Source organism: Actinopolymorpha sp. B17G11, assembly GCF_040196095.1.
Lineage (GTDB): Bacteria > Actinomycetota > Actinomycetes > Propionibacteriales > Actinopolymorphaceae > Thermasporomyces.
In genome coordinates, this window is the sequence record NZ_JBEFTW010000014.1 from 121,035 (window position 1) to 134,457 (window position 13,423).

Sequence of the window (13,423 nt, forward strand, 5' to 3'; positions counted from 1 at the left end):
CTCTACCGACACCCGCTCCCAGCACGGACCCTGGCGTTGGCGTCCGCCACAGTGCCACGCAGGCAGGCTGCGCCGACAATCCACACACGCCTGCCACGCAGGCAGGGCGCCGGAGGTGACGGATGGCCTTGAGAGCGGTCCCGCGACAGGGCATACCGAGACCGCGGGCGCCGAAGGCCGCCAGCGCGCGCCTGCAACCCAACCTGGGCGACTATGTACGAGTTCGGCGCGACTTCTCCTGGGATGCCGCCCGTACCTGGCTGACCGGTCTCCCCGAGGGCCGCGGACTCAACATCGCCTACGAGGCGGTGGATCGGCACGCCACCGGGCAACGCGCCCGGCAGGCGGCGCTGCGCTGCCGGGACGCGCATGGCCAGCTGACCGAGCTGACCTACGAGGAGCTGCGGACGTCGACCAACCGGTTCGCCAGTCTGCTGGAAACTCTCGGCGTCGAAGCGGGGCATCGGGTCTTCTCGTTGCTGGGAAAGGTTCCGGAGACCTATCTCACCGCGCTCGGCGCCCTCAAGGTCGGTGGAGTCTACGGTTCGTTGCCCGTTGACTCCGACTCCGACGCGATCCGTGCACGGATGGAGCTCGCCGGTGTCCGGGTGCTCGTGACGACGGCAGAGCTGTACAAGCGCAGGATCGCGCCGATGCGTGACAGTCTGCCGGACCTGACCCACGTTCTGGTCGTGGGCGAGTCTGAGGGTGTCGAGACGATCGACCTGCACGCGGCACTCGCGGACATGGACGAGTCGTTCGTGATTCCCCCCACTGACGAGAGCGATCCGGCCCTGGTCTGTTTCACCGGAGGGACGACCGGTCCCCCGAAGGCGACGCTCTTCCCGCACGAGGCCGTGGTCGCCCAGCATGCGACGGCTGCGTACGCCCTGGACCTGCACGCGGGTGACGTGGTGTGGTGCGCCGCCGACTGCGTCGAGGCGGCCAGCGTGTCCTACGGCATCGTCGCCCCGCTGACCCACGGCGCGACGGCAGTGGCCGACGCCACCGCGTTCGACGTACGCGGGACGTACGAACTGTTGCAGCAGGCGCGGGTGAGTGTCTGGTACACCACACCTGGGGCGCTGCGTGCGATGCGGCACGAGGGCAGCGACCTCGCCCGGTCCTACGACCTGTCGGCGCTACGTTTCATCGCCAGCGTGGGCGAACCGCTGGATCCGGAGTTGGTGTTGTGGGGACAGGACGCGTTCGGCCGTCCCGTGCACGACACCTGGTGCCAGACGGAGACCGGCACGATCACCATCAGCAACTTCGCCAGCATGGACATCCGGCCGGGGTCGATGGGCCGGCCGATGCCCGGTGTCAAGGTCGCCTTGCTGGGCCGCGGAAGTGACGGCCGCCCGGAGCTGGTCGACGGTGAGCTACGCGAGATCAACGACCCGTACGAGGTGGGGGAGATCGCCGTACGTCCGGGTTGCCCGTCGCTGTTCCGCGGCTATCTCGGCGACGGCGAACCGGAGGGCATCGACTCCTGCCTCACAGCGGGATGGCACCTCACCGGGGACCTGGCCCGCCGGGACAACGACGGCTACTTCTGGTACGCCGGCCGGGTGGCTGACGCCATTGCCACCGGCGGGGACGGCGGGCCGCCGATCGGTGCGTACGACATCGAACGCATCCTGCTCGAACATCCGGCAGTCGCCGAGGCCGCCGTGGTCGCGAAGCCCGATCCAGCCGGCGGCGAGGCCGTCAAGGCCTACCTCACGCTCCACCCGGACCGCTCGCCCGATGACGACATGCGCGCTGAGGTGCTGGAGTTCGCGGCGAAACGACTGAGCACGCTCGCACCGGCGGAGGTGGAGTTCGTGCCACGGCTGCCGCGGAACCGGAACGGCAGCCTGCTCCGGCAGGACCTGAGGACGCCCGTGGCGGACACACCCTGAGGGACCTTCGGCACTGGCGGGGTGCGGCGGGCCGCGACCATGGTGAACGCATGTTCGTCAGCCTCGACCTCCGCAAGCATGCGGAGGACCTGGTGGACAAGGCGCGGATGGCTCCGTCCCTCCACAACGCCCAACCCTGGACGTTCCGGGTCAGGTCGAACGCGGTGGAGATCTATGCGGACCGCTCGCGCGCCATTCCGGTCCTCGACCCCGACGACCGCCAGCTCCTGGTCGGCGTCGGTGCCGCGGTCTTCGCGATCCGGCTCGGCATCAGCGTGCTCGGCGCAGAGCCAAGCCTCGCCTTGCTCCCCGGCGCCGAACACGGTGATCTCGCCGCGCTGGTGACGGTCGGACCGGAGCACCGGCCGACCGAAGCGGAGACGCTACTCGCCGAGCAGGTGTCGTCCCGCCGGACGATCCGGGAACGCATGACTCCTCAGGTTCCGGCACCGGTACGCGAGGGCCTCACCGCGGCCGCCAGGCTCGAGGCGGCGACACTCAGCTGGGTCGGTGACCCTGAGGCGCGGCGACATCTCGCCCATCTGGTCGCCCTCGCCGATCGCCGCGAGCAGGCCGACCCCCGGATCCGTGCCGAACTCGACCGCTGGGTGGGCGGCGAGGCGCCGAGGTACGGCTCGGGCATACCGGCGGAAGCACCCGGACCGGACGCTTCGGCCGGAGGCGACATGACGCCCGCTGGCCAGGACGTCCGCGGCGGAGGGGACCACGGCGGTCGACCGCACCCCACGCCCGCGATCGACCCGACAGAGCCGGAACCGACGGTGGCGGTCCTCACCACCGGCGGCGACCGGCCGGCGGACTGGTTGCGGGCGGGTCAGGCGTTGCTGCGCGTACTCCTGACCGCGACCGCGGAAGGCCTCGGGGCGTCGTACTTCAACCAACCGCTCGAGCTGCCCGACCTCCGCTCACGTGTCAGGGACGAGCTCGGCCTGCCGGGGTTCCCGCAGCTCATCCTGCGGTTCGGCCGCCCGGTCGGAGGTTGGCCGGTTCCGACTCCCCGCCGACCGGTGTGCGACGTCCTGCGCCCGTGACCTGTGTGCCTGACCTGCGTCCGACCGCCCAGCGCCGTCACGGGTCAAGGACCACCACGTCACGTCTCCTGCCGACGACCGCGAGCTCGGCGAGATCACGTACGACGATCTGCGCACCGCGCGCCCGGAGGGTGGCCGCCCAGTCGCGACGTGGGGGATCGGGGTCGCGGGCGACGGCGATGACCAAGCCGTACTCTGCGCGCCGCGCGGCTTCCACACCGGCGAGGGAGTCCGCGACGACGGCCAGTTGGCGTGGCGGGAGGTCGAGCCGGCGGGCCGTTTCGAGCAGCAGCACAGCCTCCGGCCTGCCCGTCGGGTCGAGACCGACGGTGGTGCTGGCGTCGACCCGGAGATCGAACAGCTTCTGCACCTTGGCGGCCGCGAGGACGCGGGCGCAGTGTGGGCTGGGAGAGAAGGCGGCGGTGCGGGCGCCTCGGCCACGCACCTCACGGACGAGTGTGACCGCACTCCGGAACGCGGCGACGCCGTACCGGTCGATCTCCTGCAGGAAATACCGTGTCGCGTGCGCCGCGATTGCCCGCGCGGTCCCGTCGGGCAGGGTGATGCCACGTGAGGCCAGGAAGGCGCGGACCCCGTCCATGTGGGGCCGGCCATGGAGGTGGTGGAGATAGTCGGTACGGATGTCGAACGGTCGCAGCCGTGCGCCCGCCTCACGGTTCCGCCGGCGCAGGAACTCGTCGAAGCTTCGCTTCCAGGCCGCCGCATGGACCCGCGCCGAGTCGATGACTACGCCGTCGGTGTCGAAAACCACCGCACTGATCCGGTCGAGCGGAATGGCAGGCTGCTCAGCTGTCATCGGCTGCTCCTTACCCGAGGGCAACCCGGCACGCCGGGTCAATGACGGGAAAGTCGCAGGTGGCGGGAGCTCCGGGCCGCCGGCGACGGAACTACCGGTGGGCGAGCACCTGGTGCTGACGCCGACCGGAGACGGTGAGTTCGTCGAGATCGTTCACCACGACGTGAGCACCCAGCCGGTAGAGCTCGCTGCGCTCGTCCCTCCGGTCGACCCCGATGATCGGTTCGAAGCAGCCGTTCCAAGCCGCCTCGACCATGAGAGGAGTCGTGGTGACCACCGCGCTGCGTCGCGGCGAGACACCGAGACGATGCGTCGCTTCGAGCAGCGTCGCCGGGTCGGGAGCGGCTGGCAGACCCGCAAGAGCGGCGTCGATCCCGTCCACGCGGATGTCGAACAACCCGGTGGCGTGGGCGCAGGCGAGAACCTGTGCGCAGTTGCGGCTGGACGAGATGGCCGCCGTGCGTACCCCGCGATCCTTGAAGTCGCGCAGCAGTGCGACCGCGGAGGCGTACGTACGCACGCCCCATTCACGGAGTTCCTCGAGGAACCTGGCGTTCTTGCGGGCGGCCAGTGACTGCACGGTGTCGGCGTTGCGATCGGTCGAGGTCTCGCGCAGAGCGATGCCGCGGGCGGTCAGGAAGTTGCGGACCGCTTCGGTGCCGGTACGGCCGTCGGCGTAACGCCAATAGTCCGCCGACATTTCGAAACTGGGTATCTCCAGGCCCGACCGCTGGTTGTAACGGTGCAAGAAGCCGTCGAAGACCTTCTGCCATGCAGCGCCGTGCAGACGTGCGGTATCCACCACCACGTCGTCGGCGTCGACCAGTACGGCGTCGATGCGGTCCAGGTGAAGGGTCGGAGAGTTGTTGCTCATAGGTGCAGACCTCAGCGCCGCGCGGTCAGGGCAGCGGTCATCGCCCGGGACTCGTTTCGCACCTTCTTAGCGTGGTGGGGTCCTGGGACGGGACCGCAGAGGCTTCGGTCATGGCGGGGTGGGACCTTCGCCTGCTGAACGAGGAAGTCACGCCGAACGACGCTGAGAGGCGTCCACCATCGCTGATGAGGCGGGACGACGGGAAGGCACGGAGCGGTTGACCCCGTACGGACGGAAGTGAACGGATCCGGCCGGATCGGGCGAAACGTCGCAACGGCGGCTCCGCCGCCGTGTCCGTTCGGGGGTCAGGTCGGTCCTCACCGTCGTACCCTGCAGAAGCAGGCCGGCCGCCCTGGTATTCGTGCTTGGCCGTCCCTGAGTTTCGTGCTCGGTTGTCTCGGTGGTCCCGGTCCCGGTGGAGGTGTCATCGTGCTCGTCCAGGAACTCGAGCCGCTCGAGCGCGAGATCCTCGTCACGGCGGCGATCCTTGCGCCGTCCATGCACAACACCCAGCCATGGCGGTTCCGCTTCCGGCACCGCACCGTCGAAGTGCACCGCGACCCCGACCGGGAACTGCGTGCCGAGGACCCCGAGGGCCGGATGACGATGATCGGCGTGGGTGCCGCCGTCTTCAACATCCGGGTCGCGGCCGCCTCGCTCGGACACAAGACCACGACCCGGCTGGCACCTGATCCCGAGCGCGACACCCTCGCGGCCGAGGTGACGATCGAGCCACCGACCAGCGATCTGACCGACCCCGCCGAACTGTTCGCCTACCTCTCCCGGCGCCACACCAACAGATGGCCGTTCGCCGACCGGCCCATCCCTGCGGAGATTCGCGAGCAGCTGTCCGACGCCGCCGAACGCGAGGGCGCCAAGCTCGAATGGGTCGAGGACGACCACCGGGTCCGCTGGCTGCTCGAGCTCGCCAGAGACGCCGAGATTGCCGAAGCCGACGACCCGCGCCGGTTGGCGGAGCGGCAGCGGTGGGTGGGCGGGGATCGGGACCGGGACGGCGTGCCCTCGAGTGCCCTTGGGCCACGGCCGGCGGAACCGTCAGCGGTGCGCGACCTGGCGGTCGAACCGCACGATCAGCTGCGCGGGTCCGCCCACTTCGAGGCACGTCCGGCCCTCGCCGTCCTGTGGACCGAGCGGGACGACCCGCAGACCTGGGTGTGCGCGGGACAGGCGTTGCAGCGTGTCCTGGTGGTGGGGACGACCCACGGGCTTGCCGCCTCGCTGGTGAACCAGCCGATCGAACACGCCGAACTTCGCTGGCTCGTCCGGGATCCCTCGTCCGGCTGGATCGAACCTCAGGTGGTGATCCGGTTCGGCTACGGTCCCGAGGTCGCACCGACGCCGAGGCGACCAGTCGAGGAGTTCATCCTCGACGACGAGCAGCGGCCGTCCGGCGACGTGGCAGGCAGCAGCGCGACCAGAGGCGATGGACCTGGCGACGACGGATGCGCCGGGGATGACCTTCCGTCCGTCCCCAGCCAAGGACGGTGAGGAACATGCCGGCAAACGACGCGAACTCCGAACTCCCGCTCGTCGTGGGGATCGACGAGTCGACGGGATCGCTCGACGCCGCACGGTGGGCCGCCGCCGAAGCGCATCGACGGAACCTCCCGCTGCGGCTCGTCCACGCGTTCGCCTGGCCGCTCATGCACGTGCCCGCTGGCATGTGGCGCATGGGACCGGAGGGTGGACTGCGTGCGCACGCGGAACAACTGCTCGCCGACGCCGCCGAGGCCGCACAGGTCACCGCCCCGGGCGTGGAGATCACGACCGCAGTCCGTACCGACTTCGCCCTGCCGATGCTGGAGGACGAGAGCAGGAACGCGACCTGGGTCGTCGTCGGCACCAGAGAAGCCGGCGCCGTCGCCAGGGCGATCGTCGGCTCGACCACCATCCAGCTCGTCGGCCGGTCACACTGCCCGGTCGTGGTTGTCCGTGGCGATCTCTCCCCACGTGAGGAGGAGCTCGTCGTGGTGGGTGTCGACGGTTCCCAGCTAGGCGCTGCCGCGATCGGGCTCGGCGTCGAGGAGGCCGCCCGCAGAGGCGGTCGGCTGCTCGCCGTCCACGTTGTACGTCATGGTCTTTCGGCACGGTCCGGAGCGCCCGACACGTCCGCCGGACTCCGGCTGCTCAACGGCGTGCTCGCCGGATGGCGGGAGAAGCACCCGGACCTTCCCATCGAGGAGCGGGTTCTGTCCGGTCATGCCGCGGGGTCCCTCGTCGACCTGTCGCAGCGAGCCGTGCTCGTGGTCGTCGGCGCACGTGGGCGGGGAGGTTTCACCGGCATGCTGCTCGGCTCCGTCAGCCAGACGCTCCTGCAACACGCGCACAGCCCGGTCATGGTCGTGTCGGCGCGCTGTGAGGGCCTTCCGTCGACCGAGCCCTGACCGGGCTCGCCGTGCCGCAGATGACCACGCTGCCCATGCTTGTGGCGTCCGGACAGGTGTCGGTACCTGTTCCGGCTACCACAAGCATGGGCAGCGTGGTCATTCATCTGCGTGGCAGAGCCGCAGGGCGGTGCGTCAGGCCTTCCGGGCCCGGGCGCGGAGCTTCTCCCGGTCGGTCTGCGCCAGCACCGACTTGCGCAGCCGGATCGCCGCTGGCGTGACCTCCACGCACTCGTCCTCGCGGCAGAACTCCAGCCCCTGTTCGAGGGCCATCTCCTTCGGCGGAACCAGCCGCTCGAGCTCCTCGGCGGTCGACGACCGGACGTTGGTGAGCTTCTTCTCCCTGCAGGCGTTGACGTCCATGTCCTCCGGCCGGGAGTTCTCGCCGACGATCATGCCTTCGTACACCTCGGTGCCGGGCTTCACGAACAGCGTCCCGCGCTCCTGCATGTTGAAGCAGGCGTACGCCGTGACGCTCCCGCGCCGGTCCGCGACGAGCGAACCGCGGGGCCGGGTCCTCAGGTCACCCGCCCACGGTTCGTACCCCTCGAACACGTGGTGGATGAGCCCGGTGCCGCGAGTCTCGGTGAGGAACTCGGTACGAAAGCCGATGAGCCCACGTGCCGGTACGAGGTAGTCCAGGCGTACCCATCCGGTCCCGTGGTTGACCATCTGTTCCAGCCGACCACGACGCAGGCCGAGCATCTGGGTGACGACGCCGACGTAGTCCTCGGGTACGTCGATGGTGACGCGTTCGACCGGCTCGTGGACCTTGCCGTCGACCACCTGGGTGACGACCTGGGGCTTGCCGACCGTGAGCTCGAAGCCTTCGCGACGCATCAGCTCGACGAGGACGGCCAGCTGCAGTTCGCCACGGCCCTGAACCTCCCAGGTATCGGGACGTTCGGTGTTCCGGACCCTGATCGACACGTTGCCGACGATCTCCGCGTCGAGGCGGTTCTTGACCAGTCGGGCAGTCAACTTGCCGCCGCTCTTGCCCGACAGCGGACTCGTGTTGATGCCGACCGTGACAGAGATCGACGGCTCGTCGACGCGGATCACCGGCAACGGACGCGGGTCGTGGAGATCGGCGAGTGTCTCACCGATGGTGATGTCAGGAATGCCGGCAATCGCGGCGATGTCACCTGGTCCGGCCTTGTCCGCGGGTACGCGGTCGAGGGCCTGCGTCATCAACAGATCGGTGATCTTGACCCGTTCGACGGTGCCGTTTGCCCGGCACCAGGCCACCGTGGCGCCCCGGGTGAGCTCGCCCTGGTGGACGCGGCAGAGCGCCAGCCTGCCGAGATATGGCGACGCGTCGAGGTTCGTGACGTGTGCCTGCAGTGGTGCGCCCTCGTCGTAGGAAGGAGCCGGCACTGTCGCGAGGATCGTCTCGAACAGCGGTCGCAGGTCGGGGCTCGCGGGAATCGTGCCGTCCTCGGGCTGCTCGAGCGTGGCCCGGCCAGCCCGCGCCGAGGCGTAGACGATCGGGAAGTCCAGCGCGGAGGTGTCGGTCGACGGGTCGTCGAGCAGGTCGAGGAACAGTTCGTAGGTCTGATCGACGATCTCGGCGATCCGCGCGTCGGGGCGGTCGACCTTGTTGACGACGAGGACGACGGGGAGCTTCTTGCGGAGCGCCTTGCGAAGGACGAATCTCGTCTGGGGGAGTGGTCCTTCGGAGGCGTCGACGAGCAGGAGTACGCCGTCGACCATCTCAAGGGCCCGCTCGACCTCGCCGCCGAAGTCCGCGTGGCCGGGGGTGTCGACGATGTTGAGCGTCACCGGCCCGTCGTCGGGGGTCTCCCATCGGACCGCGGTGTTCTTGGCGAGAATCGTGATGCCTTTCTCGCGCTCGAGGTCCATCGAGTCCATGACCCGTTCGTTGACGTCCTGGTTCTCCCGGAAGACCCCGGACTGCCACAGCATCGCGTCGACCAGCGTGGTCTTGCCGTGGTCGACGTGAGCGATGATCGCGACATTGCGGAGATCGTTGCGGGTGGCCATGCCTGTCATCCTTCCCGACCCCTTGTGGCCACCGCCGAGCGGGGCGCTCTCTCTCCACCCCAGGTCGGGACGGCCATCGTCGGGGGACGGGGCCGGGGGCGCTGAAGGGGGCAGGGGGTTTGTCTCAGCGGAGCTGCCAGAGCACCGGGGTGGTGAGGACACCGATCCTCGGTACACCGAACGCGGCCGTCAAGAGATCGACCGGCCCACGCAGCGCGCCGGGACCAACCGACGTCGCCGCCGCCGCGGCCAGGTCCTCGCTCGACTCCGGGCTCCGCATGCGTTCGAGAATGCCGAGCCGGGGAGCGATGCGCACATCGGCCTCGTCCCGGCTGATGCCGACGTGTGCACAGGCGATCTCGAGCGCGCGCTCGAAACCGCCCAGCTCGTCGACGAGACCGCGGGCCTGCGCGTCGGCGCCGCTCCAGACCCGCCCGCGGGCGGCTCCCTCGACATGCTCGCGGGAGAGCCCGCGGTCGGAGGCGACCTTGGCGGTGAAGTCGTCGTAGACCTGGTCGAGCCAGCTCTCGAGGCGCTGCCACTCGTCGTCGGAGAACTGCCGGTACGCCGAGAACATCCAGGCGTTCCGCCCTTCCGCGACCCCGTCGCGGGCGATGCCGAGCCGGTCGAGCAGATCCCGGACGACGGCCTTGCCGCCGAGGACGCCGATGGAGCCGGTCAGGGTGCTGGGCTGGGCGACGATCGTGTCCGACGCCATCGCGATGAAGTAGCCGCCGGACGCGGCCGCGCTCCCCATCGACACGATCACCGGCTTGCCGGCGTCGCGGACCCTGCGTACCTCCCGCCGGATAGCGTCGGAGGCGACGTAGGAACCACCAGGGCTGTCCACGCGCAGCACCACGGCACGGACATCGGAGTCGCTCGCGGCGGCCCGAAGCGCGGCGCCCATCGTGTCCGAACCGATCGAGGTTCCGCCAAGGCCGCGCCGGGTCGACCGCCCGAGATGGATGTCGCCGGTGCCATGGACGACGGTGACGGCCGGACCCTTGGACAGTCGGCTCAGCGCGTGCCGGGGCTCCAGCTGACGGGCGCGGCGGTAGCGGTGGACGAACCTCAGGCGTACCCCACCCAACCGGCGGCGCAGCTGCGCGTACACCTCGTCCCGGTAGCCCAACTCGTCCACCAGTCCGGCGTCCTTGGCTTGCGATGCCGACAGTGGAGCGCGGTCGACGAGCCCGCGGACCTGGCCGCTCTCCAGTCCTCGCCCGTCGGCGATACCGGCGACGATCTGCTCCATGGCGGAGGCGGCCAACCGGCCGGCGGCCTCGCGGTGGGCGTCGGTCATCTCGCTGGCGAGGAAGGTGTCGGCGGCGTTCTTGTATTCGTAGCGCTGGGACATTTGTGGCAGGACGCCCAGTTTCGCCAAGGCGTCCTTGACGAAGACCGCTTCGGCGATCAACCCGGTGAGGCCGACATCGCCGGACGGCTGGACCCAGATGTCGTCGAAGGCCGTCGCGAGATAGTAGGGGACGGTTCCCGGCCCGAACTCGCCGAAGGACTCCGCCCATGCCACGGTGGGCTTGCCGGTCGCCGCGAACGCTCGGACCGCCGACCGCAGCTCCTGCACCTGCGCGAGCGACGCGGGGTGGCCGCCGACATGCGCGACGAGGCCGGCCACGTCAGGGTCCCGGGTGGCGAGGCGGAGACCGTCGACCAGATCCCGCAGCAACGGCCGGCGTCGGGCCAGCGCGGCGGAGATCGGATCCTGGGGCGGAGCCTCCAGGAGCGGCTGGGTGAGGTCGAGTTCGAGCAGCGTGGCCACCATGGGCCCACTTTACGGTGGGCCTGGACACCCGGTTGGGCCCGTGGGCCGGACGTAGGACAGAATGTCCGGGCAGCAGGAGGGGAGTATTCCTTCGCGGCGGCATCGTCATCACGGTTTCCCGGGCAGGTTGTCCGGCACCCGGTGCCGGCGGCCTCAGCGCCTCAGGCGGAAGAGACCTCCGAGGGAGCGACATTTTTCTTCTTCGGAGGTTGACGCGTGAGCATTCATCCCTGGGTCTGGATCGCCACAGTCGGTGTTCTCGGCGTGATCCTCGCCGTCGACGTGTTCGTGATCGGCCGGCGACCTCATGAGCCGTCGATGCGCGAGTGCACGATGTGGATCTCGATGTACGTGGCGCTCGCCATGCTCTTCGGCTTGGGCGTGTTCGTTGTTTCCGGCGGCCAGTATGCCGCCGAGTTCTTCGCCGGTTGGATCACCGAGTACAGCCTGTCGGTGGACAACCTCTTCGTCTTCCTGGTGATCCTGACGAGGTTCGGGGTCCCTCGCGCGTACCAACAGACGGCACTGCTGATCGGCATCATCCTGGCCCTCGTGATGCGAGGGTTTTTCATCGCCGTGGGTGCCGCGGCCATCAGTGCGTTCTCGTGGGTCTTCTACCTCTTCGGCGCGTTCCTGGTCTATACGGCGGTCCAGTTCGTACGCCAGGGCGAGCAGGACGAGTCGGACTACAAGGAGAACGTGGTCATCCGCTGGGCGAAGAGGAACCTCCCCATCACCGACCAGTACAACGGCGTCCGGCTCACCCTCATCGAAGGCGGCAAGCGCCTGGCGACACCGATGCTGATCGTGATGATCGCGTTGGGTACGACCGACCTGCTCTTCGCCCTCGACTCCATTCCCGCGATCTACGGCCTGACCAAAGAGCCCTATCTCGTCTTCACGGCCAATGTCTTCGCGCTGATGGGGTTGCGGCAGCTGTACTTTCTCCTGGGCGGGCTGATCAACCGGTTGGTCTACCTTTCCTACGGCCTCGCGGTCATCCTCGGCTTCATCGGCGTCAAGCTCATCCTGCACGCCGTGCACGACAACACCCTGCCGTTCATCAATGGCGGAAAGCCGCTCGAGGGCGTTCCCGACATCGGCATCGGATGGTCCCTGACCGTCATCATCGGCACGCTTGCGGTCACGACGGTGGCGAGCCTCGTGAGAAGCCGAAGTCTCAGCAAGAGCGACCAGCGCTAGATGAGCGGTGTTCCGCGCGGTGTCAGCCTGAGTCGCGCGCGGCCCTCAGCCGACGCAACGGAGGGGCCTTCTGAGGTGGCACCCGACGCGGAGGCATCTCCTCGAGCAGAGCTTCGGTGATCTTGGCGACCTCGGCGGCGGCCTTCTCGATCGGGCCCCGAGTGGCGTTGCTCAGACTCCCGACGCCTGTGACCTTGCGTACGTACTGCAGAGCCGCGGCGTGGATCTCTTCGTTGGTCGCGGGCGGCTCGAGTCCTCGCAGGACGGTGATGTTCCGGCACATGCCTTGACCTTACGTCGACGTCAGACACTGGGGCGTCGAGCTGATCCCAAGAGCAAGCCCTAGATGACCCGGCCGGCATCGCCGACCAGCGTGCGGCGACGGTCTGCTGTGAGCGGCTCCTCGACCACCTGCTGGCCGGTGGCGGGCGCGTGCAGCATGACCCGGTCCTCACCGATGGCGAACCCGACATGGTGGACCGGCTTGTCAGGACGTACGAAGAAATAGAGATCGCCAGCGACCGCCCGCTCCGCCGGGACTCGCTTGGCGGCAGCGGCCTGGTCGTGGGCGTCCCTGGGAACGATCAACCCGAGGGCGCGGAACGTGAGGTGGACCAGCCCCGAACAATCCAGCCCGAATGCGGACATGCCACCCCAGAGGTAGTCGAGCCCGATGAATCGGCGCGCCGCGGTGAGGACGGCCTGTCCTGGCGCCGGCGCGCCCTGACCGGCGACCGATCGACCCGCACCGGACGGACGTACGACGCAGGCCGAGGTGTCCAGCCAGCCCTCTCGGTTCCCAGGGAGGCGGACCCGGACGCCGGCGCTGGCCTCTTCGGTCACCGCGAGGATGGTGGCGTACGAAGCCTCGGTGAGGGTGGCCGTGCCTTCGGGTGCGGCACGCACCGGCGTGGCCTCGACCGCCACGACGGCCTCGCGGTCCGACGGCGCTGCCGCGGCCGCGACGTGGGCGCGTGGAACCCAGCCGGGGTAACCCCGCGGGTCCAGGCCAGAGGGTTGCCAGAGCGCGACGACCTTCAGCCAGTCGCCTCGCTCCTCGATGACCTCGACCGGCTCGCCGAGCAGGAGTTGGGTGAGGACCCGGTCGTGCAGGTCTCGCCGGGCGGGCACGTCGAGGCTCTCGGCCCACCGTCGAGGGTCGGCAAGAGGGGCGACGATGTGCGCGTCGATCTCTCGTACCGCGCCCGGGTCGGTCCACAGGGTGGTGGCCGGAACGCAGATCGCTGTGCTTGTCGCGACGGAGAGGTCAGGCGCTGACATGGCGTCACGGTACCGGAGACACCACCGCTGGCGTGGTTCCCAGCCTCGGCTTCGCGATTCCGCACCGTCGCGACCAGGTGAGCGAGGCACCCGGCCG

At 69.3% G+C, this 13,423-nt stretch carries 11 protein-coding genes; 5 read left to right on the forward strand and 6 right to left on the reverse strand.

The window, feature by feature from the left end; translation table 11 throughout:
* Positions 1-122: 122 nt before the first annotated feature.
* Positions 123-1,904 (forward strand): AMP-binding protein, encoded by a 1,782-nt coding sequence (locus ABN028_RS16595; RefSeq protein WP_349697199.1) that lies wholly within the window; start codon positions 123-125, stop codon positions 1,902-1,904.
* Positions 1,905-1,954: 50 nt separating this feature from the next.
* A complete protein-coding gene (locus ABN028_RS16600; RefSeq protein WP_349697200.1) occupies positions 1,955-2,956 on the forward strand; it encodes an Acg family FMN-binding oxidoreductase in 1,002 nt (333 codons plus the stop codon).
* A gap of 37 nt (positions 2,957-2,993) precedes the next feature.
* Here the strand turns inward: ABN028_RS16600 and ABN028_RS16605 are convergent, their stop codons facing one another.
* Positions 2,994-3,773: an HAD family hydrolase gene (locus tag ABN028_RS16605; protein ID WP_349328645.1), complete on the reverse strand. Its 780-nt coding sequence runs from the start codon at positions 3,771-3,773 to the stop codon at positions 2,994-2,996.
* A gap of 91 nt (positions 3,774-3,864) precedes the next feature.
* The gene (locus ABN028_RS16610; protein ID WP_349328644.1) at positions 3,865-4,647 is read right to left on the reverse strand and encodes an HAD family hydrolase; all 783 of its coding nucleotides are present in this window, start codon (positions 4,645-4,647) and stop codon (positions 3,865-3,867) included.
* A gap of 429 nt (positions 4,648-5,076) precedes the next feature.
* On the opposite strand from ABN028_RS16610, the gene ABN028_RS16615 reads away from it, so the two are divergent.
* Together ABN028_RS16615 and ABN028_RS16620 are read left to right on the forward strand one after the other, a co-directional pair.
* Positions 5,077-6,156, forward strand: a complete 1,080-nt coding sequence (locus tag ABN028_RS16615) for an Acg family FMN-binding oxidoreductase (protein ID WP_349328643.1) — start codon at positions 5,077-5,079, stop codon at positions 6,154-6,156.
* Positions 6,157-6,161: 5 nt separating this feature from the next.
* Positions 6,162-7,052 carry a universal stress protein gene (locus ABN028_RS16620; RefSeq protein WP_349697201.1) on the forward strand — a complete coding sequence of 297 codons (891 nt, stop codon included), beginning with the start codon at positions 6,162-6,164 and terminating at the stop codon, positions 7,050-7,052.
* Between the two features lie 135 nt (positions 7,053-7,187).
* Here the strand turns inward: ABN028_RS16620 and typA are convergent, their stop codons facing one another.
* Both typA and sppA read right to left on the reverse strand, forming a co-directional pair.
* On the reverse strand, positions 7,188-9,056 hold the full coding sequence (gene typA / locus ABN028_RS16625; RefSeq protein WP_349328641.1) for a translational GTPase TypA: 1,869 nt from the start codon (positions 9,054-9,056) through the stop codon (positions 7,188-7,190).
* Positions 9,057-9,180: 124 nt separating this feature from the next.
* Entirely contained in the window at positions 9,181-10,842 is a 1,662-nt protein-coding gene (gene sppA, locus ABN028_RS16630) for a signal peptide peptidase SppA (protein ID WP_349697202.1), read from the reverse strand.
* A gap of 216 nt (positions 10,843-11,058) precedes the next feature.
* On the opposite strand from sppA, the gene ABN028_RS16635 reads away from it, so the two are divergent.
* Entirely contained in the window at positions 11,059-12,045 is a 987-nt protein-coding gene (locus tag ABN028_RS16635) for a TerC family protein (RefSeq protein WP_349697203.1), read from the forward strand.
* Positions 12,046-12,067: 22 nt separating this feature from the next.
* Here ABN028_RS16635 and ABN028_RS16640 read toward each other — a convergent pair whose 3' ends face one another.
* Together ABN028_RS16640 and ABN028_RS16645 are read right to left on the reverse strand one after the other, a co-directional pair.
* The gene (locus tag ABN028_RS16640; RefSeq protein WP_349328638.1) at positions 12,068-12,328 is read right to left on the reverse strand and encodes a DUF2277 domain-containing protein; all 261 of its coding nucleotides are present in this window, start codon (positions 12,326-12,328) and stop codon (positions 12,068-12,070) included.
* 59 nt (positions 12,329-12,387) lie between these two features.
* Positions 12,388-13,326 carry a C40 family peptidase gene (locus ABN028_RS16645; protein ID WP_349328637.1) on the reverse strand — a complete coding sequence of 313 codons (939 nt, stop codon included), beginning with the start codon at positions 13,324-13,326 and terminating at the stop codon, positions 12,388-12,390.
* Between the last annotated feature and the right edge of the window lie 97 nt (positions 13,327-13,423).